We start from the raw sequence: 23,035 nt of genomic DNA on the forward strand, positions 1-23,035 counted from the left end.
AGAAAACAGCATGAATAAAATTTTGACCTCGGACCGTCTCCTGATCATTCGCAACGGTGACGCCGAAAAAAGACTTAGGCTGCTTCAGGAAGCGCTCGCTGCGGATCGGATCGTTCCCTATCTCGGTCCGGATCTCCTTCGGCTGCAATCCACGGAACCACCTGTACCGGACACCCCGGAAGCCGTCTCCGCGGCACTCAACGAACGCACACCTGCCCCTTCCAGGATACGCAGCAATATGTGGTCAGTCGCGCAGTTTATTGAACAGCGACGGCATCGCCGGACGCTTCAGGCCTGGATGGCAGAAATATTTGGAGCACCCGTGGCGCCGACCGCCCTCCACGACTGGCTCGCAACGCTGCCGCTCTCCCTTATCGTCGACGGTTGGTACGACGGGACAATGCGTGCGGCTTTCGCGAAGACCGGTCGAACGGATGTCGTCGAGATTCAGGGCGTCACGCGTGCAAACGGCGGCGGCGACATTTGGACAAAAACTTACGATCTGTCCGGGAGAGACGTCGAATGCGTCGCAGCGCCAAAGACGGTCCTCTATGCGCCGTACGGCAGTGTTATACCAGCTTCGAACTTTCTGGTGTCCGATTCCGATTACGTGGAAGTCCTAACCGAAATCGATATCCAGACGCCAATACCTGGAATGGTGAAAGAACGGCGTATAGATCGCGGTTTTCTTTTCATTGGCTGCCGCTTCAACGATCAGATGCTCCGGATCTACGCTCGACAGATCATCAAGCGCTCTCACGGCCCCCACTTTGCAGTACTTGATGCGGAAGGCCTTACCAAAAACGAGCGCCGTTTCCTTGCAGCAAGCGGAATCACGGTGGTCGACCTGCCGATCGGCGAAGCCGCGGCTCTGCTTGTACCATTTGGTAGCAAGGCGGATGGTGACCATGGCCGCACGGCTCCCGCTTCGAATCTCTGTAGCGGCTAGATGTGGAGCCTCAACAGGTTGTCCTTGATCAGGCCGAGGCTACTGACGGGCGGTTTGGATTGTAGGCTGCCGTGCGGGCGATGCCAATTGTAACGGTGGAGCCAGAGCGGCAGGTCGGCGGCGCGCTGCTGCGAGGTTTCGTAGGCCTTGGCATATGCCCATTCGCGCAGTGCGGTCTGGACGAGGCGTTCGGCCTTACCATTTGTCTTCGGCGTATAGGGTTTGGTGCGGATGTGTTTGATGCTGAGCCGCCGCAGCGCCTTGGCGTATCGATGGGAACGGAAGCTTGTGCCGTTGTCGGTCATGACGCGCTGGACCTTGACGCCATGGGCTTTGAAGAAGCGCAAAGCATTGAAGAGAAAGCGCAGACAGGAGCGTCGCGTCTCGTCGGGTAATATTTCCAAATAGGCCAGGCGTGAGTGGTCGTCGATGGCCAGATGGACGTATTCCCAACCGATGCCGCGGCTGTTGCTCTGCCCCGTGCGATCGCCGGTGATGCGGTGGCCGGTTCGGTTGAATTTGCCGAGTTTCTTGATGTCGATATGGATGAGTTCGCCGGGCTGGTCGCGTTCGTAGCGCCGCACCGGCTCAGCCGGGGCCAAGGCCTTGAGCTTGTTCAGGCCAAGGCGCTTGAGGATGCGGCTGACTGTGGCTGGCGAGACACCCGTCTCCTTGGCGATGTGTTGGCCGGTCATGCGCAGGCGGCGTAACGTCTCGATCCGGGCGGCGGTGGCCTGCGAGGTCGGATGATACAGGCGGTGCGGTCGGGAACTGCGATCATTGAGACCGGCCTCGCCCTCCCGTCGATAGCGCCTTACCCACTTATAGACAGTCTTCACGCAGACGCCGAAAGCCGCAGCGACGGCCATCGGTCGCTGTCCTTCCATCAGCACGCGGTGCGCAATTACCGCTCGACTGAGCGGCGTGAGGCGGGCATTCATATGGATGTCCATTCGGTCCCCCGAGAATCACTGAAGCTTCGACAACCTCAGCTTTCCCGGTCCGGATCGAATGGACAACCTATTGGAAGCTCACAGCTAGAGTGCCGCAGATTGAAAAAGTTCTGTTTCTGCCAAGTTCGAATGCCATACTGCCCACGTTTGCTGGCGTAGGGGATTGCGGGTGGGATCAATGGCGATGAGCGAGCGTGATCTTTAGCGGATCGAGGTTCTGTCGCAGGTGATCGACGGAAGATCGGCGACGACCGCAGATTACTGTTCGCTCAATGTCAATGCGAAGGACCGATTATGAAGAAACCTAAACCATTCCCAATACAGCGGCAGAGCCGCGGCCGGAATCGCCAGAAATAAGCCTCGCATCGGCCACCGGGTGCTCCACTCGTGCGCCAATAACACGCGTAATCAACGGGATCGAGACGGCACACGCTTTACGGTCTTGCGCTTATTTGTGATCTTTATCCCACAATATGGACTTCGATACCTGGTGTTTCCAAGTGACAAGCAGTGTGGCCAATAATTCTAACCGCCTAGCTCTGCGTCTTCATACTTCCAGAAATGATGTCCCTGGCGGCTGAAAGGAACCCGTCCATTTGGGTTCTGGTGCCGATGCTGACGCGGATAAAATTTTCCAAACCGGCATCGGGAAAGACGGCTACAAGTATGTTCTGCCTATCCAAAGACGCTTGCCACCATTTGCCATCTCGTCCGGGTGGCACCCGAGCTAGCAAAAAGTTTGTGTGGGAGGGAATGACAGAAAAGCCCAATTGAGACAAGGCAGTGGTCGTTCTGTGTCTTTCATGTTTAATATATCTGTGGTTCTCGTCGTAGTCGGCGCGGTGCGAAAGGATACTAATGCCCACCGCATGGCCGATCACGTTCATGTTAAAGACATTTTGCAGGTTGCGTAGCCTCCCAATAAGTTCAGGATGACCAAAGCCGAAACCGACGCGAATTCCCGCGGCTGCAAAGCCTTTCGAAAGTGTTCTCAATACTAGAAGGTTTGGATGACGATCGACAAGGCGCAGGGCATCATCGGGTGCAAAGTCGACATACGCTTCATCCACCACTATCAACTGGTCCGATTGCGCGACGAGGCGGTCGATTTCAGCCACCGGAACGAAGGTTCCCGTTGGATTGTTCGGATTGGCCAGCAGTATGAATTTTGCATCTTTTGCTGGACCAAGAAGCAGCTGCTCGATTGGCAGAGAATAAGACTCGCCCCATTCGATTTCGAGAAATCTGGCACCCTGCAACTTGGCCAGTTTGCGGTTAAAGGAAAAACCTGGCGATATCATCGCAACGCTATCTCCCGGGTCGAGGAATGCTCTGTAGATGAGCCCAAGCAGCTCCGACGAGCCGTTCCCGGCGACCACCTGATCCTGGGAGAGGCCATACGCGCTGGCGGCTGCGTCGCGCAAGCTCAGATTGTCATCTTCGGGATACAGATAATGCCGTTCGAGGGCCGCCAGCGCACTTTGCATCACCATCATCGGCAACGGAAACGGATTCTCATTCGTGTTTAGTTTAACGCAGTTCGCATCTCGCCCCGGTTGATTGGAGGGTAGCGCATTTAGCTGTCTCGCCATCGGCGAAAGAGCCGAAAGCACGGCTTGCAGCTTTGCATCAGCCATATCTTTTCTCCGTTTCAGTAAGCCGAGTCGTGAGCGCGTGATCGGCTGTCTCCTGTTGAAGCCACATCGGACGTTGGCGCGGCCCGCCTGCGGGCTGCTACGGTCGCCGCGTAGTTGATAGGCCAGGGACCGCCGCGGCCGCTTCAAGCCGCCAATGGTCAAGCCTCCCCACTCTCACACTCATGCGTCACTTGCTCCATTCGCCTTTCGAGGAACTGTTCGATCTCAAACGCCAACGCCGCAGGGTCGTGGCCAACCGTTTCGAGATGTAATTCAGCGCCCTCAGGGATTTCGTACGGCGAGGAAACGCCGGTGAAATTGGCGATCTTGCCGGCGAGCGCCTTCCGATAAAGCCCCTTCGGATCGCGTCGCGCGCATTCCTCAAGCGGCGTGTCGACGAGGATTTCAATAAGCTCCCCTCCTCCATCAGCTCGGCGACCTCGGCAACGCGGCGGATGTTCTCGACGCGATCGGGTTGATTGAAGCCAGGTCGCGATTGAGCCCGTGGCGCACGTTGTCGCCGTCGAGGATGTAGGTGTGCTTCCCGTGGGCATGCAGCAGCCGGTCGAGCGCATTGGCGATTGTCGACTTGCCGGAGCCGGAAAGTCCAGTGAACAAAAGGAGGACGGCTGGCTGCTGACTCTTCATCGCCGCGCGCGCCCTTGTCAGCGTCGGTCGCCTGCCAATGCAGGTTGTCGGCGCGCCTTGCCCAGCTTTGGCTGCCACTGAAATTGAAGACCCCGGTCGGCCCTTGGGCTTTGCGAAAGAGCTCGGGAGGATCGACGTGGTCGATGAGTTCCAGCTCGTTTTCCCAGCACAGCTTCCACCGCACCTCAGAACGCATGCAAAGACCTCCTTTGGTATTTCCTGCTGCTGTTTTTGAAGCACGCACTGTGCGATCGAAGCAGTGGCCACCCCGATGCATGTCGGCGCCGTTGCTCGGGTTCGCGCTATAGCCAGTCCGGATCGTCAAATGTTTCGCCGTCACTCGCGTCTGAGATCATTCCTAATGCATCATCACGGGAGATTGGTAAAATGGATTGTATGAATGGAATTATCGATGCTTTGTATGTCGAATATACGGGTTTCTTAGACTTTGACGTGACCTCCCTGGCACTCGCGGCGTAAAGACGACCGCGCGTCCCCTCCAGCGGCCGAAAGCAGGGATACGTTGGACCAGTTGACCCAACTGCGCCCTCCCCGGTTTACCCACCTATGTCCCGGAGTGGCGATGAACGGTCGCCAGCTAGTCCTAACCGCCTGCGCAAAGCTCGCTTCGGCAACCTGCAACGGCGCGAGCGGTTGGTCGCGGTTTCTGATGGAACTTCATCAGGGACGCACGTTCTGTTTATTGAAGCTAGCGATCTACGTCCTATTCGCGATCGTCTGCAGTGGCGCTGGTAGACGCGACTTTCATGGCACGATCGCCGCTATCGCTACCGGTCTCGTCTATGCGGCTTAGTAAGCTGAAAATATCTTGCAAGATCTCTTCATCGAAAGTCCGCAACTTCACGATAGTAGCCAGCAGCAGAACCGCTTTGGTTTCCGTTTCGCCCCAAAGATAAGGTGCCGCCGGGGCGATAATTTCTTCCGGAGTGGCATCCAAAACCTCACACAGATGAATCAGTCGGCTCACGGTCAAGCGGGATACTCCATTTTCGTACCGGCCGTAGACCTGCTTAGTGATGCCAAGCAAGGGCGCCAGTTTCGAGCGCGGGAGTTTTCGCTTATCGCGGGCTTCGCGAAGGCTGATGCTGATCAAGTTTTCGAGTTCGGCGCTAAGTGCAATCCGTCCGTCAAAAGGTTTTCGATAGACCGGCTTGTCTATGCCTGGATCATCGACTTGTTGCAAACCGAGTTCATTAATCCATTGCTTCAATGGTGGTCCTGACATTGCTCCGACTGAGGTAAATGCGCCGAAGCTCTTTATACGGAAAGTGATGTGCTTGGAACCACCAATGTTTCGTTTCGATCTCATTTGGCGCATTTTGGGCCACGCGGACCTCACCCGATAGCTATCGTTCACCAAAATATATCAGTGATTGCAAGTACATACACATAGATCACACCGAAATCGCTTCACGCAAGGATTATCCACTTGCGCCAAATTGGCTATGACCCTCAGTGATTTTGGTGATAACGGTCGCTTCATTTCCTCGTCTAGCTCCCGGGACGTCGTGTGCGGGCATGGTGGCCTTTTGTCCTGCACGCGGAGCTCTCGGTTCACGGCAAACCAATCACGGCTCCGCGCGCTGGCTGCTCTGGTGTTTGGTTCCGGCATTTGATGGTGCAATATTTTCCTTGGCATGGAGGGAAGCACTATGGGCCAGGTTCTACACGGGAGCGCCACGACGACAGAGGCAATCCGTCGAGCAATAGTGAAGAGAGCCTGAGAACGCTTTCGAAGCGATACGGGATCAACCAGAAAACCGTGGCGAAATGGAAGAAGCGGACATCGTTGGTCGACCTTCCTACAGGCCCAAGGACCCACACTCGACGACCCTTTCCCTCGAAGAAGAGGCCGCTATCGTCGCCTTCCGCCGGCACACGTTGCTGCCGCTCGATGATTGCCTCTACGCTCATCAGCCGTATCCATCCGGCGAAGGCCGCGAGGGCTTATGATTTCGGCTCGTCTGCCATGATGCGTTCGATCTTGTCGCGATCGCATTGCTCGTCGACAAGGAACTGCCGAACACCTCCTTCCCAGGTGCGGATATCGGCGAGGAACTCCTTCAAGCTTTCGATGCCCCGGTCGGTGAAGGTCGTGATGCCCTCTTCGCTGCCGTCATGGGCATGGATCATCTCACCATAGTCGATGTTGTCGGAGTTGCTGGCAACCTCCTGGATGAGTTCGAGGTTCTCGCCAATCAGCGTGGCAACGTAGTCGATCGTGTAGACATGCGTCGGGCGCGCCATCAGGCCGCCACCTGCCGGGCGCTTACGGCGGACCAGTTCCACGGCAATAGTTCCGGCAGCCTTGATACTGGAAGGCTGGGCATGCGGGCGAGCACGTCCGCCAGCCAGGCCTGCGGATCGATATCGTTCATCTTTGCCGAGACGATCAGGGAATACATGAAAGCGGCACGCTCGCCTCCACGCTGGGAGCCGGCGAATAGCCATGCCGTTCTTCCGAGAGCAACGCCGCGCAGGGCTCGTTCGGCGGCATTGTTCGTCAGACACAGTCTGCCGTCGTCGAGGAACCGGGCGAAGGCTTCCCAGCGACCCTCCTTCTCGAACATGTAGTTGATCGCCTTGGCGACGGGGTTGTGCTTCGACATTTGCCCGCGCTGGGCCATGAGCCAATCGTGCAGTTCTTCGACGAGCGGGCGAGCATGTTGCAGCCTCGCTGCGAGCCTATCCTCGGCAGGCATTCCGTTTATGCCGCGCTCGATGTCGAAGAGCGCGTCGATGCGGGCAACGGCCTCGAGCGCGACAGGCGATATCTCGTGGGCAGGTTTGCCCTTGCGCACGTTGCCGGCGATGTCAGCGAGTTCGAAGAATTTGCGCCGCGCGTGGCTCCAGCAAAGTGCGCTGATCACCAGCGCGGGGCGGCGGTCGGCACGATAGAGGTGGTTGTAGCCGCCATAGGCATCGGCTTGCAGGGTGCCGTGCCATCCGGCGAGATACGTGTTGGGGTGGGTCTTCTCGCGATCGGGAGAGAAGTGGAAGAGTGCGGCGGGAGGCGCGCCGCCCGCGAAAGGGCGGTCATCGCGGACGTAAGTCCAGAGCCTCGCCTGCTTTGTTGCTCCCCTGGCCAGAAGCGGCACGGTGGTGTCGTCACCATGCAGCCGTTCGGCGGCCAGAACATGGGCACGGATCAGGTCATGGATCGGCTGCAGGGCCGTCGTGCAGGCTCCGACCTGATCGGCCAGTGTGGAGAGACTGAGAGCGACGCCTTCCCTGGCGTAGCGCTCAGCCTGGCGGTTCAATGGCTGATGTTGGCCGAACTTCTCGAACAGGATTGTCGCCAGCAGGTTGGGTCCCGCCCATCCGCGTGGTGTCGCATGGAAGGGGGCCGGTGGCTGGCTGATCTTGTCGCAGTCCCGGCAGGTGAACTTCTCGCGCACCGTCTGGATCCTTCCACTGGCGCGGAATGATCTCCAGCGTCTCGGTGATGTCTTCGCCCATCTTCACGATGCGGGGCGAGCCGCAGCAGGTGCAGGTCGACGGGGCATCGATGACCAGGCGCTCGCGCGGCAGGTGCTCGGGAAACGGCTTGCGGGCCGGCCGGCGGCGTTCGAAAGCGGAGACATTTGTGATTCTCGTCGCCACGCGTTCCGCAGCGATCTCGTCTTCGGTGGCGTCGGCTTCAAGTTCTTGGAGCTGCAATTTCATTTGCTCGATCAGCCGGGCGCGGCGCTCCGAGCTCTGGCCGTACTGCTCGCGACGTATCTTGGCGATCTCGAGCTTGAGATGCCGGATCATCGCCTCAGACGTCGTCACGACCGCGCGCACCTGTGCGAGGTCGGCCTCGGCAGAGGCGGCACGCGCTTCCGATGCCGCAAGCGCGGCGCGCAGTCTGGCTATCTCCGAAGCAGCATCATCCATGGCCGAAAGCTACCATGCCGCATGCCGAAAGCCCAACAAAAACAGAGGAATGCAGGCGGCCAGCCTGCCTTCGAAGGCCGCTGCGTCCAGCGCGGGTTGCGCCAGTCGATCCCTTCCAGGAGATAGCCGAGCTGCGCCGACGATACAGGCACGGCGGAGCCATTCTGGCTGACCGGCCAGATGAACTTTCCAGCTTCCAGCCGCTTCAGGTAAAGCGACATGCCGACGCCGTCATGCCAGAGGACCTTGATCAGGTCACCCTTGCGACCCCGGAAGCAGAAGACTTCGCCGCCATGAGGATCGCGGCCAAGACCTTGCTGAACCTTCAGCGCCAGGCTGTTCATGCCGCAACGCATGTCCGTCACCCCGCCCGCGATCCACACCTTTACCCCCGCGGAAAACGCGATCATGACCCATCCACGACGGGCAACAGGCGGGCAAGAATGGTCGGATCAAGCGAGGCTGGGATCGTCAGCCGTCGGCCATTCGGCAGGCCGATCTCGATCGTCATGTCGTCTTCAAATCGCAGCCGTGAGGCTACCTCGCAAGATGCCGCCGCCGATGGCGAAATCGTAAGTGGCACGAAGCCCGTTGTAGCGGAACTGCTCAGAAGACCACTACGGTATTCCCAACGCCAACGGGTCAACAATGACCGTGACAATCCATATCGCCGCGCCGTCACCGAGCCTTGCCGAAAGCCTTGTAGACTTTCCTCGACGATCCGAACCTTCTCTTCGTCCGACCAATCCCGTCGGCGATCAAGATCGTCGACGGACAAGACCTCAATGGGGGAAATGATTGTAGCGCATAACATAAGGCATGGACTTAAAGCCAATCAGCAAGTCAGGACAGACGGCCTTCGCCGGATGGGTACCATCAGCCGACCATTTCACATCTGACGCGTTCGTCGTTGCACAGGTGTTTGCAGCGCCACGGCATTTCACGTCTGCCGGAGGTCAGAGGCGACAAGGAGCCGAAGAAGAAGTTCAAAAGCTATCCGGTCGCTTACTTCCACATCGATATTGACGAGGTGCAGACGGCCGAGGGCAAGCTCTATCTCTTTGTCGCAATTGACCGAACATCCAAGTTCGCGTTCGCGGAACTCTACACCAAAGCCGGCAAGATGAATGCCGCTCAGTTCTTGCGCAATCTGATCACGGCAGTGCCCTACACCATTCACACCGTTTTGACCGACAATGGCATTCAGTTCACCAACCGAGCTTGTGATCGAAATGCCTTCCAGCACATCTTCGATTGGGTCTGCGACGATCACAGCATCGAGCATCGCCTGACCAAGGTGAAGCATCCCTGGACCAACGGACAGGTCGAACGGATGAACCGAACGATCAAGGAGGCGACCGTCAAGCGCTTCCACTACGACGATCATGCGCAGTTGAAAAAACATCTGGCTGACTTTATCGACGCCTACAATTTCGGGCGCCGGCTCAAGACGCTAAAGGGCCTTACGCCTTACGAGTTCATCTGCAGACAATGGACTTTGGAGCCGGATCGATTCATCATCGACCCCATCCATAAATGCCGGGACTAAACATCTAGGCGATGCCCTTACCTGAACGGCGACAGCCATGAACAGCGTTTCCAGTCTCAGCGACTCGACCCCGTTTTCGCGGAACCTGATCGTGATGTCAAAAGGCTATTTCCGAGCCGAATGGCAAAAAGGATCGGCGCGATGGAACGGAGGCGCGGAGAGGACGGGCTTAGATTCAGCAATCGAAATCAAAGCATGCGCGCCGGCGGCTCGAATACCCACATGGCATTGAGCGGGAAAACCCAACGAGGGAGTTTAACACAGCCCCTACTGTCGAAGCAAAGCGCATGCAAATAGACTTGGCGTCGCTCGCCGACGAATCGCTCGAGCATCGAGCGAGATCAACGCCAACCAAAGATCGAAAAATTGGGCAATCGGCGCGTATTGTTGATCAGACGGAAATTCGAGTGAAAAACTAAGTTGTGAGATTGCGGGTGTCTGCACACCGACGACAGCGCGTCGGCTGCGACAGCTATCACCAATACTGCTAACTACTGGGGGCGTCATAGACAAACCCAGCTCACTTCACGGGCTCCGCTACATCACTGATACCTCTGTCGCTCTCGTCGTCATCGGGGGTCATTCGCTGCAGGAGCCGAATAAGATCGCGCGTCGTGCCGTTCGGAAGTCTCCTAAGAATCCTCGCCAGTGTGAGACAATCCTCGGCCTCCTCCGATGTGCGGCCCCAAAGATGTGGCGCAGCTTCAAAGATCATATCGATAGGCATGAAGCCAAGAATCTCACACAGATGGATCATCCGAGTAACAGTCATTTTGGAAAATGCCCGCTCGTAGCGTCCGTATACAGGGATGGACAGACCAAGCATTGGAGCAACGTCTGCGCGGGACAGGCCCTGCGCTTCGCGTGTCTTTTTCAGGAACGCGCTGATCAATTCCTCCATGTGACCCAACGATGTAATTTCGCCGCCGAAACCTGGCTTTCGATAGATCGCCTTGTCAACCTCCGGATCGGCGGTGCTGACGAGGCCTCTCGAACTTCTGTAGCTTGCTAGATCTTCCGTCACCGCACGTCCCTATTTTCCTGCCACTCGTTGTAGACTTGAGCCAACCTGAACCGATTTGAACCACTTGCCATCGCCAGACTACAACCGTTTTAAATACCCATTTTGGGCATTTTTTGCGTTATAGCAAATATTTGAGAGTTTAGCCAAATTGCTTCATGAATGCATTCAAAACAGTCTCGCTAGACCGGTGGCCCAGTTCCATGAAAGATGAGTCGGCTATGGCCGCACCCGGCACTGAATCATCTAGGTTGCGTCGAATTTGAGCGAAAATTCACATTCAATGCTCAACATCTTCTAAGCGGTCTTCGTTGAGGACGATAAGACATAATCCTCGAAAACCGATCCATTTCCCCGTCCCACGATATCCCATTTGGCTAGCTGGGAAAGCTCCGCCGTGCTGGAAATCACTCAGCCAAGAACCCATATCAGTTACCGCTCCCGCTAGCGTGTAGGTTCGATGCTCTCTGAAAATTCCGGCATCATGGAGCAAGTGCCACAAACGTGAACTTTGCTAAACGAAGCCGCCACCTTATCGCATCCACACAAAGGGCTTGAAATAGTCGACCGTGAGGGTTACATCATTGTAAGCAGCAGACAACGAGGCTTCCGAAAGGTCGCTGTTGCAGGTGCACCCTTAGAGGTCGGTACACCACGGTAAGGCACACGCGTTCGGCGGAAACGCCATGGGAAGGCTTCTTTAGGGGGCCTTTTTTGTTTCTAGGGCACCCTTATTTGCTGGAAATGAGCCTTTATTACGAGTTGGCAGACGCTACACCTTCGCTTGATGCGGCTGAAATTAATTTCTTTCTGATCAGCGCTTTTTACCACCAGTTCTACGTTGTGTTCGTCTGATCTGCTCGGGAAAAGGTAATAAACAACAAGATCATTAAGGCCAGAGGTCAGGACAGGGCCTGAAACGGCAAGGTTACCTGCCCAGTAAGGCATACAGAGGTAGGCACAAGATGCTCGAACGTGAATCTACCTTGCGGATGTTCGATTGTTGGGAAGGAGTCGTTAATAGTCGTCATGAGGCGCGGTCACCCGAAGACAGCTCTCACGATCTGGACCCATTCACTGAACTGGATTAGTGATTGCGCTGGGTAGTCTGGCTCTGAGACATTGAATTTTCTCCCGATATAAGGGCACGGGTTTGACAACCTTACGAAAGTGCTAACCCCTGAACGTGGTTTCGTTCTCCTGGTAAGGGCCCTTTCATGTTCAAATCGATACGAATAGAGCACTGACCTTTCGCTTCCGTCCTTACGACGGAGTTGTCTGCTTATGTCTCGCGTATCGACCGGAAGCCTGAACATGCTGCAGGAGCGAATTCCCATCCTGAGACCGAATTCCTACGACGCCTTCTCCGCAGGAGACCGGAGGTTCGAAATACGACCAGTGCGCCTGGCCTGACCCGAGAGAGGCTTCGGGCAGCCGAGGACGACACCTACGGCCTGTTCGTCGACTTCCGTTGGCCCAAGAACGTCGGGAAGCCATATTGCCCTCGCTGTGGCTGCCTGGAGCCGTACGGCGTCGTCGTTCTGATGCTCGGAGCCGGAATGCCGCGCCGAATTTTCGGTTTTCGCCAACCGCAAGCTTTCATTCAAGAAGATCATCATGGCAATCTGGGAGGAGATCACGGCCGCCAAGGGCATGGCGGCGCTCCATCTGAGCCGCAAGGTCAACGTCCAGTATAAGACCGCCTACTTCCTGCTGCAGAAGCTCCGGGAGGCAGCCGACCTTCGCCGTGATGCGATCAAGCTGCACGGTACGGTGCAGATCGACGGCAAGTATGTGGGCGGCGTCCTCCGCAAGGTGACAAGAAGGAAGAGCGCAAGGACGGGCGCAAGAAGGAAAATCAGAACGGCAAGCGCATGTGAGTTCTGGCGCTGAGGGAGGCCAACCGCCATGCACCGAACAGAACGGTGACGCGGGTGATCCTGGACGAGAACGGCAAGGATGCATGGGCGGCCGTCGCCAAGCATGTCGAGCCGAAGGCGCTCCTGATCGCTGACGAACACAAGGCGCAACCAGGGCTTTGAAAGAAAGCGCTGTATAGATCCACCTGCTCCGCCCTTTTAGTCCGCTAGCAAAAGGCGGTAGGGGACCGACTTCTCGAAGCGGTTTCCTGCCGGCCGACAAGGGCTACGGCAGCGCTGAAATCCTCGCCAAGCCGGTCGAGTGTAAGGCTTCGGCAACATCGCGCCGAAGAACAACTGGAAGGGCTCAGTCGTCTTCTCACGCTGGGTCTATCGGCAGCGTAACCTCGGAAACGTCAAAAGCACCGGTTCGATCGTAATTGACGCAAAGCTGACAGTCGTGTGCGATCGCGCACATTGACAGGCTGGCATGATGCAAGCGCCGACGTGCATTGTGACCTCAACCCAAATCACTCCAATGCTGGGTTGGCCTTCGGACGGATCGCTCGCAAGGTTGACGCTGTTCAAATACTAGGCGGAGTGGCATAATCCGCGCCTCCCGACACACGGAGCACCGGAAGGCGCCTTCTGTCGCCATTGAAACATTCACTAACAATGATCTGGTGGCACACCAATTGCTTGTAGGAGCCCAGATCTCTGCCGGCAATGGTTCCGGTCCAAGCTCCAGTGGCTACTATCGACGATGACCAACACCTTTAGATGTAAGGCCCATCTTCGCGCATGTCGTACCGTACGAACGGAGCTCGTCAGCGATCATCACGCGCGGCGGCGTGCAGCCGATCCAAAGAGCTTTGTCACCAGCCACTGCTCAGCGCGGGAGCCTCTTCAGCTTTGGATCAAGACGTTGAGAGCGATGCCATTCTGGCCGACAGCTCCGCCGGAGCCAATGTTCTTCGCGCGCGATCGAAGTAACCGACGTTCAGATGTCATGTCGCCGCGAATGAGACTGCTTCAAGGGATTCCAGTGGGAGATCGCCTTGCCGAGTTAAGGCTCCCACTGGCACACGGTTTCATTGGTCACGCCGGTGCCGCATGTTGGCCGCCGCAATCCGCTAAACTTAACGGTGCCCTAGAACCTGAAGAGACACAGCGAAATCGGCCTTTTGTTTGGCACCGGTTGGACTAGGCCCGTTTTCGTTTTCGTCTCAAAAGTGGAGATGCGATATGATTTCGAATCACCAAGCCGACGTGGTTGGCGATAGCGACAAGCTCATCGAGCAAGCACTGCGAGCTGCCATGGATACTGCTCTAAGTCCGGCTGCGCCGGCTCACCTGCGTGGAGCGCTGGACGCGGCAGTGTTTCCAGGGGGCTCCCGGATGCGCCCCAAGCTCTGCTTGAAAGTCTCCTATGTGTGCGGCGAAAAAGATCCTGAGCTGGCGACAAGAGCCGCGGCAGCAATTGAATTGCTGCACTGTGCCTCGTTGGTGCATGACGACTTGCCTTGCTTCGATAACGCGGCGCTACGCCGCGGCAGACCAACGGTGCACCGGCTTTTCGGAGAGCCTATCGCCGTTTTGACCGGCGATGCCTTGATTGTGATGGCTTTCAAATACCTCAGCTTGCAGGCTGCGCTAACACCTGAGTTGGGCGCGCGCATGATCGAGGTGGTTGCGGAGGCGGTCGGCCCCAGTCACGGACTGATCGCCGGACAGTCGATGGAGGCAATGACGCACGTCCCAATCGACCGCTATCACCATTACAAGACCGGCTCCCTCTTTGTCGCGGCGGCCACTTGCGGTGCCCTGGCAAGTGGTGCAGATCCGGCCCCATGGTCTAAGGTGGGGGAATTGCTCGGGCACGCGTATCAGATCGCCGACGACATCGCAGATACAGTCGGCCGCGCAGAAGTGCTTGGCAAATTGCCTGCCGTGGACACGCAGCTGAATCGACCCAGTATCGTTCGCGGCCAAGGATTGGACAGCGCAGCCGCCAGATTTTATGCGTATCTCGAACAGATAGGTGACGCCATTCCTGCCAGCCCTCAAAAACGGTCCTTCGTTGACTGGCTTAATCATGCACTTTGCAAAGGCGTGGCTGGACCGGGAAAAGCCGGTCTGATTCAACAAACGGCGCTGGATTGCGCGCCTTTGTAAGCCCGAGTTACGGTACGCATAACCTAGCCGGCGGCATCATTACCGCTTCATCGTCAACAGCTGCTTCATGAACACTTCGTTCCCTGCATCGAACCGCTGGGCCAAGGTGGATTAGAGGTCTAGCTTTAGCGTTAACGGTTTTTGCAACCAGCTTGGAGGGCCGGCCGACAGAGCGGGCGACGCCGGCATCATCCGACTGGCGGATGCGCGGAGGGCAACAAGTGCGCGGAGGGCAACAAGCGCGCCTGGCGCAACGTCGCCAGATCAGGTGAGCCGGTGCAAAAGCAGGCGACGGCCAACTGGCGGATGACGACCTCGAAATGCGCAACGACCGCTTCGGTCGATACCGTAGCCGCCGGCAGCACGCCGGCTGCCTGCCCGGCAATGTCCGCTCCGAGGCGAATGGCCTTGGCCACGTCGACGCCGTCGCGGATCCCGCCGGACGCGATAAGCTTCACCGTTGGCAGTGCCCGACGGACCGCCTGCAAGCTGGCCGGTGTCGGGATCCCCCAATCGGCAAACGCCATCGCCACTGCACGGCCGGCGGCATCGCGGGCGCGCTCGCCCTCCACCGCGGCCCAACTGGTGCCGCCGGCTCCGGCGACATCAATCACCTCAACACCCGCCTCGACGAGCGCGCAGGCCACCGAGGCGGACAGGCCCCACCCGACTTCTTTGGCCACGATCGGCACGCCCACGCTACGCGCGGCGCGAGCCACCTGCGCCAGTACGCCGTGCCAGTCGCGGTCGCCATCCGGCTGTAGCACTTCCTGCAGCGGATTGAGATGGACGATCAGCCCATCAGCCTCCAGCGCATCGACAGCCCGGCGCGCCAGATCAAGGCCGTCGGCCTCGCGCAGTTGCGCAGCGCCGATATTGGCCAGCAAGGGAATGTCAGGCGCCAGGCGGCGTAGGGCGCGCGTCAGCCCCTGGGAATTGCGCGATTGCAGGCTCACGCGCTGCGAACCGACGCACATGGCGATCCCCAAGGCTTGCGCCGCCTCGCTCAGGTGCCGATTGATGGCCTCTGCGCGTGGCATTCCGCCGGTCATGGAACTGATCAGCAGCGGCGCACGCATGGGCTTGCCTAACAGCGATGTGCGCAGTTCGATCTGCGTCAGGTCCAGCTCGGGCAGTGCGCAGTGTTCGAACCGGATTTGCTCCCAGCCGGCAGCGACCGTGGCTGGCGCCGTTCGCCGATCCAGCACGAGGTCCAGATGGTCGTCCTTGCGCCGGGTCAGGGCGTCGTCGCACCCGCTCGCTCGATCCGCCGTATTGGGCGTTGGCGTTGCGTCGGATCGGACCGAGGGCGCCGCGCGCACGCCGCCGCCTCCCGCGCGTTCACGCCGGCGCACGCTGGCCTCCCCCCGCCGCATCGTTGCCGTAGCGGCTGATCGAGGTCTGGTAGTACTTCGCGCGAATGACCGCCATGGCCTCGATTAACGGTCCCCATGGTGCAGGAAAGCGTTCTTTCACCATCACTCGGTGCAGCATGCGCGCATGGCCGACCAGCTCGTCGTTGAGGAAATCCTCCACAGGCATAGCCGGATAACGCTGCAGGAGCAGGATGGCAGCGTTGTCGGCTTCTCCCGCCGCCCTATCCTTGGCGCATCCATGCAGATCGTTCTGCAGGCGCCCTATCGTGGAGATGAGCCGCAGCACCTGGCGAAACGCCGGACGCGCGCGCAGGGTCGCCATGTCCAGCCCCCATAGCAACGACAGGCAACAGAACACGTTCGCGTAGGCGATCGAATCGATGGAATTGTGCAAGTATTCGGCGTACGACCAGCGTTCAGCCCCCGCCGCCTGCGCGTGTCCGGCGCGCAGCGCCGCGCAGTAGCACCGGGTATCGTTTAGAAGCTCAGTATAGTCGCGCCTATCGTAGGCGAGCGCGGCCAGGGAAGCGCGCAGCACAGCGCAGCCCTCGAAACCGGGGACCGCGCATGGCACGCCCTGCCCCAGCGCCTGCTCCACCGCGGCCAGCTGCTCCGGCGCGATCAGGCCAAGGTCGTTGCAATCGTCGAGCCAAAACAGTAGCGCCAACTCGCAATAAAACGCCACGATCAGCTTTTCGTCCTGCGGATCTCGGCCGGTGCGGGCGCTGATATCGTGCAAGCTCGGTTGGATACACTGCAGGATGTACTGTCCGCCCCTAACTGCTTCTACGGCATGCTCGTCGGCGAATCCGGTCAGGGAACGCCCCCACTCCAGTACTTGCTGCAGCGCGCTTTCGGTCGGGATCATTGCGCTATTCCTCCTGCTCCCTCGGTCGGGATGCGCCGCCCCCAACGAAGAGCCAGCCACAAGCCGGCGAGTTCGATCACGCGCACGACCCGGGTCGGGCAATACAATTCCTTGCCGATCCACAGCGGCGTCTGCGGCAATTCATGCGCCTCATGGCGAGCGAGCATCCACTCCAGCGCGTGCGCGACCGCCAGCGCGATGCGGGCGCGCCCTGTCGGCTCTTCGCGCCCATCCATCACGTGCAACGCGAACAGCGCATAGGCGGTTTCCTCAAATGTTGACGCGCGACCCGCGCCCCAGCCGCCGTCATCGCGCTGCGCCTGCAACAGCGCCGCCAGCGCGCGCTCGTCGCGCCACTGGGGCGCGCCTTGCGCGAGCGCAGCGATTGCATGCGCGGTGGGATACAGCCACGAAACATGCCATTTGTCATTGTCCCATAGACCGTCCGCGTTGCGATTGGCCTCAAGGTAAGCGCTGGTACCGGCGGTGGGCTTTCCCAACAGTCTGAACGCATGCAGGGCGTGGATGTTGGTCGACACCGAGGCATTGCGCTCGCCGGGGAAGGTAACGAACAGCCCGCCGATTTCGAAGTGGCGCAACGCGTCGGCAGCCGGGTTGCGTCCTGCTAGGCGCAGGATGCACAACGCAACAGCAGTGTCGTCCGCATCGGCCGCGAAGTGCAAGGCCGGACCCAGACCGCGCACGCCCAGACAGGCATCGAGCTGCGCGACGATCACGCGCACCGCCTCGGCGAGCGCGGGATGCGAAAACAACCCGGCCAGATGCAGAGTGTACAGCGACCAGCATGGCTCGAACACGTTGATCGGCCAGACGCTGGGAACGACACCTTCGATGCCGCTGCGCGCCGCGCGCGATGCGGCCTGAAGATACCTGTCGGCACGCTCGACCTGTGGCGCGCTCGCCTGTGTGAGGGCGTGCGCACGCCACGCGGCGGTTGCCGCCGGGCTGATGCCGATGCTGCCGTCGTCGTCCAGGCATGCCGTGGTCGGCGACGTCCCCCAGGCTTCCCAGGAGTGCAACAACGGATGGCCGCTCGGCAGCGGTCCCACCGTCCCCAACTTAACCAGGCACGCTTGCCGCAACGGCAACAGCGCCGGGTAGCGCGGAAACACCACGTCGCCCACCAAGGATGTGGCCTCGCCGGAGATCTGCGGCAGGATCAGCTCCGCGCCTACCGGCGCGTCTTCCGGCACCGCATCCGCGTAGGGATCCGGCTGGCGCTCGAGGAACCGCGTTGCAGCCTGAACTGCGTCCGCAGCGCCGGGAAGAGAATCGGCACGCCGCAATGCAAGCAACGCCGCGCACGTGGGTACATGGCGGAACAGTGGGAAGTCAGCACTTCCCCATCCGCCATCGGCCTGTTGCTGCGCCATGAGCCACGCGTATCCGTTCTGCCGACCGGTGACGTTGCCGCTGAACTGCAAAACGCGCGCCGTGTCGTAAACGGACGGACTCACGCTGCCGCCATCGCGCGTCTCGTTCAGCAAGTGGCGCAATTCAGAAAGGATCTGTTCGGACAGCGCACTCATGCGGGATGTTCCCTCTGCAGGCAGTTGACGAGAAGCGCGGCGAAGCGCACCTATGCTGGCGGCGGTCCGCGGTGGGCAACCGCTCCGATCTGCGCCGTGGAATCGAACACAATGTAGCATCTAGCGGTGCCGCCGGCCGATCGCAGCGGTACGGCGGCGCCTCCGTGCGGACCGGCGCCAATGCGCACGGCGCGTGCTTGAACAGATACCCTTTTGGCCCGCTGCACGGCCTGCGCCAACCGCTCCGCACGCGGGCGCATCGAGGTGATGGCTTCCTCGGCCTCTGGCCATAGGCCCGGCACTGACTGGGGCGCTGCATGCAGCTTCGTGATCGGCACGCCGGTTGCTTTCTTCTCCGCCGCATGCTTGCCGGCGGCTTGCCCAGCGTCGCGTCATCCGCTGGCATGTCATCCTCGACCACCTACAATACAAGGCCGAAACAGGCGCGATAGCGATCCAGTGCGCGGTACAGCGTAACGCGCGGCATCCTCCGCGACGGCGCATAGCGCGCCCATGCCTATGGACGCGCGCACCAACAATCCGCCGCACGCCTGCGCGCCCGATCCGCCGAACGGGGAAACGCCAGTTCGGTCGTCGTTTAGCGTGGAACCCTTCTGCATGTTGTTCATCTCCTTCTACCTGACAGAGAATGCCGCGGCGAGCGGCGAGCCGCCGCGGTGCTGCCGGCGTCGCACCGCGCGCGCGCGCCGAATGCAGCAATGCCGCCCATCGTCTTCGCCGCTGCCTCTTGACACGGGGCAGAGGATCCCAGCTCATGAGAATCCGATGCGGACTGTCATGGACGGATGTGCGGTCGGGTAATAGCGCCGGCCTTTTTCGACGCCGCTCATCAATCGCGGCCGCACCCCGGCCTCCTGCATGGTCAATGCCAAGGCGATGCTGAACTGCACCAGCTCCAGCCATACAAGGTGATAGCCCATGCAGACGTGTGGGCCGGCACCGAACTGCAGCATGTCCACCGGCCGGATCGGCTCCGTGCGTTGCAGCCACCGCCCCAGACGGAACTGATCGGGCGCTTCGTGCAGCAGCGGCGAGGTCGAGAAATGCAGTAGTGGGATGCATAAATGAGTGCCCGCAGGAATGCGCCGCTGGCCGAGTTGTAGTTCCTGCATCGCGCGACGCGGTACGAGCGAGGAAGCCGGATGCATTCGTAGCGTCTCCCGAAACAGCGCCTCTGCGACCGGACATTGCGCCAGGTCCTCGTGCCCGGTCGGCACCGCGCCCACGCGTTGCGCCTCTTCGACCAGGGCGTCCCACAGCTCTGGATGCTGCGCCAGCTCGATCACCATCCAGGCTATCGTCGAGGCGGAGGTCTCGTGGCCGGCAAGCAGCAGCAAGCGGATATTGGCGACCAGGACGTCATCGGAGAGCGCGCCATCGCTGCAATCGAAGGCGCTCACCATGTCGTTGATCAACCCGGTGCGCGCGGCGCGCGCGCGCGCGTCCCGGATGAACTGGCGCGACTGCGCGTCGATCCAATCGCGGGCGGCGCGGCCGCGTCGCAAGGGCATCCCCGGCAGGTCGATCGGGGGCGCGACCATCAATTGCAGCAGTTGCCGGTACTTGCGATGCCACTCCGACAGGTCTTGAGCGGGGATGCCCATGAGACTGAAGGTGAGTTTGAGCATCAGGTTGCGTGTGTCTGGCAGGATAGCGACTTCACCGCGGTCGCGCCACGCCTTGACCTGAGCCCTAATAATTGGTTCGAACAGCTCGCCAATGCCGGCCTCGGTCAGACCCCTCGGCAGAAACGCCGCTTTTATCCCATCGCGCGCCTGCCGGTGCGCGCTACCGTCCAAAGTGACCAACGTTCCGCCAAGGATGTCGGGCGCCATCTCTTCGATCAGTGCCGAGGACACTTCCTTGTGCCGGAGCAATGCGAGCGCATCTGGATCCAGGCATGTCATCAGGTGTCCGGCCGGGCCGAAGTCCAGCCAGAAGTGGCTGCCTAGGGTCCTTTCCGCGCGCCGCAGCAGGCGCGGCAGATCGCAGACGATGGCGGGGAGATGCCCGACCAGGGGGAAAGCGCCAGGCATGACCGGGATGTCGTCCCGTAGCCGGCGCCAGCGGTTCAGCGGGTTGAGCAGCATGTCCATCACCAATGCGACGCTGCGGTTGCTTCGGCGGCGTCACCGGCCGGCCGAGCCGCGCTGTTGCCACCGTCGGCGTAGGTTGGAACATGCGCCAACATGCCGCCGTCGATGCACACCACCTGGCCGGTGATGAACGCAGCCTCCTCCGAGAGCAGGAACGCGACCAGCGCGGCTACGTCCTCGGGGCGGCCGACGTGCGGCAGGAGCTGGTGCCGGTGTAGATGCCGTTGCATGCACTCGTCCAGCTTGGCGAAGAGACGTTCAGTCATGACAAGACCTGGCGCAACCGCGTTGCAGCGGATCTTCGCGTGTCCGTATTGGGTGGCAAGCGAGGCCGACAGCATGTTCATTGCGGCCTTCGACGCGGCGTATGACGTCAGTGCGGTGTCGCCGCTGAGCCCTTGGCACGATGACATGTTCACGATCGCGCCACCACCACGGCCGATCATTTGTGGGATGGCCTGCCGGCAGCAAAGGAGCGTGCCGCGCAAATTGGTCGCCATGGTCTGGTCCCAGACCGCCACGTCCAGGTCGAGGATCGCGCGGTCGTGCGGAGTCAAATGCATGGCGCTCGCATTGTTCACAAGCACGTCGACCCCACCGAAGCGCCGCTTCGCCGTTTTGAACAGCTCTGCCACCGCCTGCGCATCTGCGATGTCCATGGCCACGGCCAGCGCTTGGCCCGCTTCGGCTGCGATCTGTGCGGTGCAGGCGATGGCAGCGGGGCCATCAATGTCGGCCACCACCACTCTGCCGCCCTCGCGCGCGATGGCGAGGGCGCATGCCTTGCCGATCCCGGCGCCGGCGCCGGTCACCACGGCCACCTTGCCTTTAAATCGTTCCATCATGTTCTCCTGGATTGCGTAGGTCTTTCGCTGCATGTCGCTCAGCGTCTGCCGGAGAGGGCGTAGGGCCGGGGTTGGTGCAATGGTCATCGCCGGCTTCGCTTTCGATCACCCGAATGGCCGCGACCGGGCACTGGCTGGCTGCTAGGCGCACGGCGGCGTGCAGCGCCTGCGGGACCGTCGCCATGCACACTTCCGCCACGCCGTCCGGCTCCCGCTGACGAAAGGTGCCCGGCAGCGTCAACACGCACTGACCAGTGGTTCCGCACAGGTCCTGGTCGACCACGACGCGAACCTCAGCCGCCGCCTGCGCGTGCAGCCGCACCGGCAGCGCGCGGAACGTCCTAAGGAACGCTGAGGGCTCCCGGGTCGGCTGCTCGGCCAAGGCCAACGTGGGGAAGCGAGCCTGGATCTGCGGCAGGCTCTCGGCCAGTTGCACCCTGGCGAGTTGAGCACCTAGGCAGAAGTGGATGCCGTGGCCGAAGCTCAGCATAATCTTTCCGTCGCTCGACATGCCAGGCCTGGTGCCGTAGAACCGCACCGGATCGAAGCGGTCGGGATCAGCGAAAGCGTCCGGGTCGCGATTGCCGGCCGCGATCAGCACGCGCACGTCCGCGTCCTTCGGGATCACCACGCCATGCAGTTCGATGTCGCGCTGGGCGATACGCGGAATGGAGCTGAACATGGCCGGCGCCTCGCAGCGCAGTACTTCTTCTACAAATGCCTCCACCCCTGCGGCGTCTCCCTGCAGCCAGTGCCGCTCCTCGGGGTAGGCCAGCATCGCCAGCACCGCATGGTCGATAGTCGCAGCAGTGGTGGCGAAGCCGCCCAGCAACATGCCCCACAGCATGCTGATCAACTCCGCGTCCGAGAGCGTATCGGCGTCGTCGGTGTGTGCGCCGACCAGTGTCGACACGATGTCGCGGCGGGGATCGGCGCGCTTGCGCAGTATGAGGTCGCCGAAATAGGCCTTCACCCTGGCGCTGGCCACGTCCGCCGCGGCGAGGTGTGGATCGCTGGCGTGCGGGCTCAGGCCTTCTAGAATGGCGCTGACGATCGCTGAGAGCTCGAAAACGTCGTCTTGGGGCATGCCGAACAATTCAGCGAAGACAAGCATGGGCAAGGCCAGTGCGAATTCCCGATGCAGGTCCACCGCCTCTCCTCGCTCCAGTGCGGGCGCCATGCCATCCAGGCGAGCTGCGACGATGCGCGCGATGCTCGGCCGCAGGTTGTCGATCTGGCCCACGGTGAAATCGCGCGAAATCAGCCGGCGCAAACGCGTATGCGTCGGTGGTTCCTTCATGGCTAGCGTAGACGCCAGCAGATTGAGCGACAGGCTGCTCGCCGCACGCGGGAAATAGCGCGCCAGTTCGGATGGCGCCGGCCCCCGAAACGCATCGCCCGTAGCCTTGAACGCCCAGTAGATGTCGGCGTGGCGGCTCAACAGAAAGAGGCCCGACGCCGCGCGGTGCACCGGATCGTGCTCTCGCAACCACCGCATGAACGGGTACGGGTCTTGGATGCATGCTGGCGACGCCAGCTCGGCGAAGGCGTCGTGGCATGCTGCCGTGGTGTCTTGCACGTCCATCTT

General features: G+C 60.4%; 18 protein-coding genes and 5 pseudogenes. 7 read left to right on the top strand and 16 right to left on the bottom strand.

Features of this window, described 5'->3' with window-relative positions; translation table 11 throughout:
• The first annotated feature begins 10 nt into the window (after window positions 1–10).
• Window positions 11–949 carry an SIR2 family NAD-dependent protein deacylase gene (locus EV130_RS30405; protein WP_004678511.1) on the top strand — a complete coding sequence of 313 codons (939 nt, stop codon included), beginning with the start codon at window positions 11–13 and terminating at the stop codon, window positions 947–949.
• Here EV130_RS30405 and EV130_RS30410 read toward each other — a convergent pair.
• The 5 genes and pseudogenes from EV130_RS30410 to EV130_RS30425 form a co-directional block, all read right to left on the bottom strand.
• Complete coding sequence (locus EV130_RS30410) at window positions 946–1,902, bottom strand: IS481 family transposase (RefSeq protein ID WP_010030077.1); 957 nt, start codon at window positions 1,900–1,902, stop codon at window positions 946–948. The genes EV130_RS30405 and EV130_RS30410 overlap by 4 nt on opposite strands.
• Before the next feature lie 533 nt (window positions 1,903–2,435).
• Window positions 2,436–3,539: a histidinol-phosphate transaminase gene (gene hisC / locus EV130_RS30415; RefSeq protein ID WP_004671991.1), complete on the bottom strand. Its 1,104-nt coding sequence runs from the start codon at window positions 3,537–3,539 to the stop codon at window positions 2,436–2,438.
• Between the two features lie 158 nt (window positions 3,540–3,697).
• Window positions 3,698–4,245 (bottom strand): annotated as a pseudogene (locus EV130_RS30420) (adenylyl-sulfate kinase); the annotation flags it as partial.
• A gap of 42 nt (window positions 4,246–4,287) precedes the next feature.
• Window positions 4,288–4,464 (bottom strand): annotated as a pseudogene (locus EV130_RS34090) (hypothetical protein); the annotation flags it as partial.
• Window positions 4,465–4,911: 447 nt separating this feature from the next.
• The gene (locus EV130_RS30425) at window positions 4,912–5,418 is read right to left on the bottom strand and encodes a helix-turn-helix domain-containing protein (protein WP_004671987.1); all 507 of its coding nucleotides are present in this window, start codon (window positions 5,416–5,418) and stop codon (window positions 4,912–4,914) included.
• Between the two features lie 442 nt (window positions 5,419–5,860).
• Here EV130_RS30425 and EV130_RS30430 point away from each other — a divergent pair.
• Window positions 5,861–6,128 (top strand): annotated as a pseudogene (locus EV130_RS30430) (IS481 family transposase); the annotation flags it as partial.
• A 27-nt stretch (window positions 6,129–6,155) separates the two neighbouring features.
• Here the strand turns inward: EV130_RS30430 and EV130_RS30435 are convergent.
• From EV130_RS30435 to tnpA, 4 genes are all read right to left on the bottom strand, one after another.
• Complete coding sequence (locus EV130_RS30435; RefSeq protein WP_004671980.1) at window positions 6,156–6,455, bottom strand: hypothetical protein; 300 nt, start codon at window positions 6,453–6,455, stop codon at window positions 6,156–6,158.
• Window positions 6,455–8,087, bottom strand: a protein-coding gene (tnpC, locus tag EV130_RS30440) for an IS66 family transposase (RefSeq protein ID WP_100225622.1) whose coding sequence is annotated in 2 segments (ribosomal slippage) — window positions 6,455–7,616 and window positions 7,615–8,087 — 1,635 coding nt in all. Because the reading frame shifts where the segments join, the coding sequence is not laid out codon by codon here. The genes EV130_RS30435 and tnpC overlap by 1 nt, the downstream gene beginning before the upstream one ends.
• On the bottom strand, window positions 8,063–8,497 hold the full coding sequence (gene tnpB / locus EV130_RS30445; RefSeq protein WP_018247201.1) for an IS66 family insertion sequence element accessory protein TnpB: 435 nt from the start codon (window positions 8,495–8,497) through the stop codon (window positions 8,063–8,065). Before tnpB ends, tnpC begins: the two co-directional genes overlap by 25 nt.
• On the bottom strand, window positions 8,494–8,901 hold the full coding sequence (tnpA, locus tag EV130_RS34325; RefSeq protein WP_074063725.1) for an IS66-like element accessory protein TnpA: 408 nt from the start codon (window positions 8,899–8,901) through the stop codon (window positions 8,494–8,496). Before tnpA ends, tnpB begins: the two co-directional genes overlap by 4 nt.
• A 63-nt stretch (window positions 8,902–8,964) precedes the next feature.
• Between tnpA and EV130_RS30460 the strand changes: the two are divergent.
• Window positions 8,965–9,644, top strand: a pseudogene (locus EV130_RS30460) (IS481 family transposase); the annotation flags it as partial.
• Between the two features lie 512 nt (window positions 9,645–10,156).
• Here the strand turns inward: EV130_RS30460 and EV130_RS30470 are convergent.
• Window positions 10,157–10,660: a helix-turn-helix transcriptional regulator gene (locus EV130_RS30470; protein WP_018247203.1), complete on the bottom strand. Its 504-nt coding sequence runs from the start codon at window positions 10,658–10,660 to the stop codon at window positions 10,157–10,159.
• Window positions 10,661–12,274: 1,614 nt separating this feature from the next.
• On the opposite strand from EV130_RS30470, the gene EV130_RS30480 reads away from it, so the two are divergent.
• From EV130_RS30480 to EV130_RS30495, 4 genes and pseudogenes are all read left to right on the top strand, one after another.
• Entirely contained in the window at window positions 12,275–12,550 is a 276-nt protein-coding gene (locus EV130_RS30480) for a hypothetical protein (RefSeq protein ID WP_004671970.1), read from the top strand.
• 32 nt (window positions 12,551–12,582) lie between these two features.
• On the top strand, window positions 12,583–12,699 hold the full coding sequence (locus tag EV130_RS30485; protein WP_008536526.1) for a transposase: 117 nt from the start codon (window positions 12,583–12,585) through the stop codon (window positions 12,697–12,699).
• Between the two features lie 86 nt (window positions 12,700–12,785).
• Window positions 12,786–12,925 (top strand): annotated as a pseudogene (locus EV130_RS32990) (IS5/IS1182 family transposase); the annotation flags it as partial.
• Window positions 12,926–13,761: 836 nt separating this feature from the next.
• Window positions 13,762–14,691, top strand: a complete 930-nt coding sequence (locus EV130_RS30495; RefSeq protein WP_004671969.1) for a polyprenyl synthetase family protein — start codon at window positions 13,762–13,764, stop codon at window positions 14,689–14,691.
• 188 nt (window positions 14,692–14,879) lie between these two features.
• Here the strand turns inward: EV130_RS30495 and fni are convergent, their stop codons facing one another.
• The 6 genes from fni to EV130_RS30530 form a co-directional block, all read right to left on the bottom strand.
• On the bottom strand, window positions 14,880–16,046 hold the full coding sequence (gene fni, locus EV130_RS30500) for a type 2 isopentenyl-diphosphate Delta-isomerase (protein ID WP_018247206.1): 1,167 nt from the start codon (window positions 16,044–16,046) through the stop codon (window positions 14,880–14,882).
• Entirely contained in the window at window positions 16,033–16,935 is a 903-nt protein-coding gene (locus EV130_RS30505) for a terpene synthase family protein (RefSeq protein WP_004671966.1), read from the bottom strand. Before EV130_RS30505 ends, fni begins: the two co-directional genes overlap by 14 nt.
• Window positions 16,932–18,485: a hypothetical protein gene (locus EV130_RS30510; protein WP_018247207.1), complete on the bottom strand. Its 1,554-nt coding sequence runs from the start codon at window positions 18,483–18,485 to the stop codon at window positions 16,932–16,934. The genes EV130_RS30505 and EV130_RS30510 overlap by 4 nt, the downstream gene beginning before the upstream one ends.
• A 773-nt stretch (window positions 18,486–19,258) precedes the next feature.
• A complete protein-coding gene (locus EV130_RS30520; RefSeq protein WP_018247208.1) occupies window positions 19,259–20,602 on the bottom strand; it encodes a cytochrome P450 in 1,344 nt (447 codons plus the stop codon).
• Complete coding sequence (locus EV130_RS30525; protein WP_018247209.1) at window positions 20,602–21,444, bottom strand: SDR family oxidoreductase; 843 nt, start codon at window positions 21,442–21,444, stop codon at window positions 20,602–20,604. The genes EV130_RS30520 and EV130_RS30525 overlap by 1 nt, the downstream gene beginning before the upstream one ends.
• Entirely contained in the window at window positions 21,431–23,032 is a 1,602-nt protein-coding gene (locus tag EV130_RS30530; RefSeq protein ID WP_004673819.1) for a cytochrome P450, read from the bottom strand. The genes EV130_RS30525 and EV130_RS30530 overlap by 14 nt, the downstream gene beginning before the upstream one ends.
• Window positions 23,033–23,035: the final 3 nt, after the last annotated feature.

The sequence above is a fragment of the Rhizobium azibense genome (genome assembly GCF_004342325.1).
Lineage (GTDB): Bacteria > Pseudomonadota > Alphaproteobacteria > Rhizobiales > Rhizobiaceae > Rhizobium > Rhizobium etli_B.

Bases quoted from the DNA above. Each gene is read 5' to 3' on its own strand.
- EV130_RS30520 (WP_018247208.1), bottom strand. From the start codon at position 20,602: ATGGACATGCTGCTCAACCCGCTGAACCGCTGGCGCCGGCTACGGGAC.
- hisC (WP_004671991.1), bottom strand. From the start codon at position 3,539: ATGGCTGATGCAAAGCTGCAAGCCGTGCTTTCGGCTCTTTCGCCGATG.
- EV130_RS30495 (WP_004671969.1), top strand. From the start codon at position 13,762: ATGATTTCGAATCACCAAGCCGACGTGGTTGGCGATAGCGACAAGCTC.
- EV130_RS30405 (WP_004678511.1), top strand. From the start codon at position 11: ATGAATAAAATTTTGACCTCGGACCGTCTCCTGATCATTCGCAACGGT.
- EV130_RS30435 (WP_004671980.1), bottom strand. From the start codon at position 6,455: ATGGCGCGCCCGACGCATGTCTACACGATCGACTACGTTGCCACGCTG.
- EV130_RS30530 (WP_004673819.1), bottom strand. From the start codon at position 23,032: ATGGACGTGCAAGACACCACGGCAGCATGCCACGACGCCTTCGCCGAG.
- EV130_RS30510 (WP_018247207.1), bottom strand. From the start codon at position 18,485: ATGAGTGCGCTGTCCGAACAGATCCTTTCTGAATTGCGCCACTTGCTG.
- tnpA (WP_074063725.1), bottom strand. From the start codon at position 8,901: ATGTTATGCGCTACAATCATTTCCCCCATTGAGGTCTTGTCCGTCGAC.
- tnpB (WP_018247201.1), bottom strand. From the start codon at position 8,497: ATGATCGCGTTTTCCGCGGGGGTAAAGGTGTGGATCGCGGGCGGGGTG.
- EV130_RS30410 (WP_010030077.1), bottom strand. From the start codon at position 1,902: ATGGACATCCATATGAATGCCCGCCTCACGCCGCTCAGTCGAGCGGTA.
- EV130_RS30480 (WP_004671970.1), top strand. From the start codon at position 12,275: ATGGCAATCTGGGAGGAGATCACGGCCGCCAAGGGCATGGCGGCGCTC.
- EV130_RS30525 (WP_018247209.1), bottom strand. From the start codon at position 21,444: ATGGAACGATTTAAAGGCAAGGTGGCCGTGGTGACCGGCGCCGGCGCC.
- EV130_RS30505 (WP_004671966.1), bottom strand. From the start codon at position 16,935: ATGATCCCGACCGAAAGCGCGCTGCAGCAAGTACTGGAGTGGGGGCGT.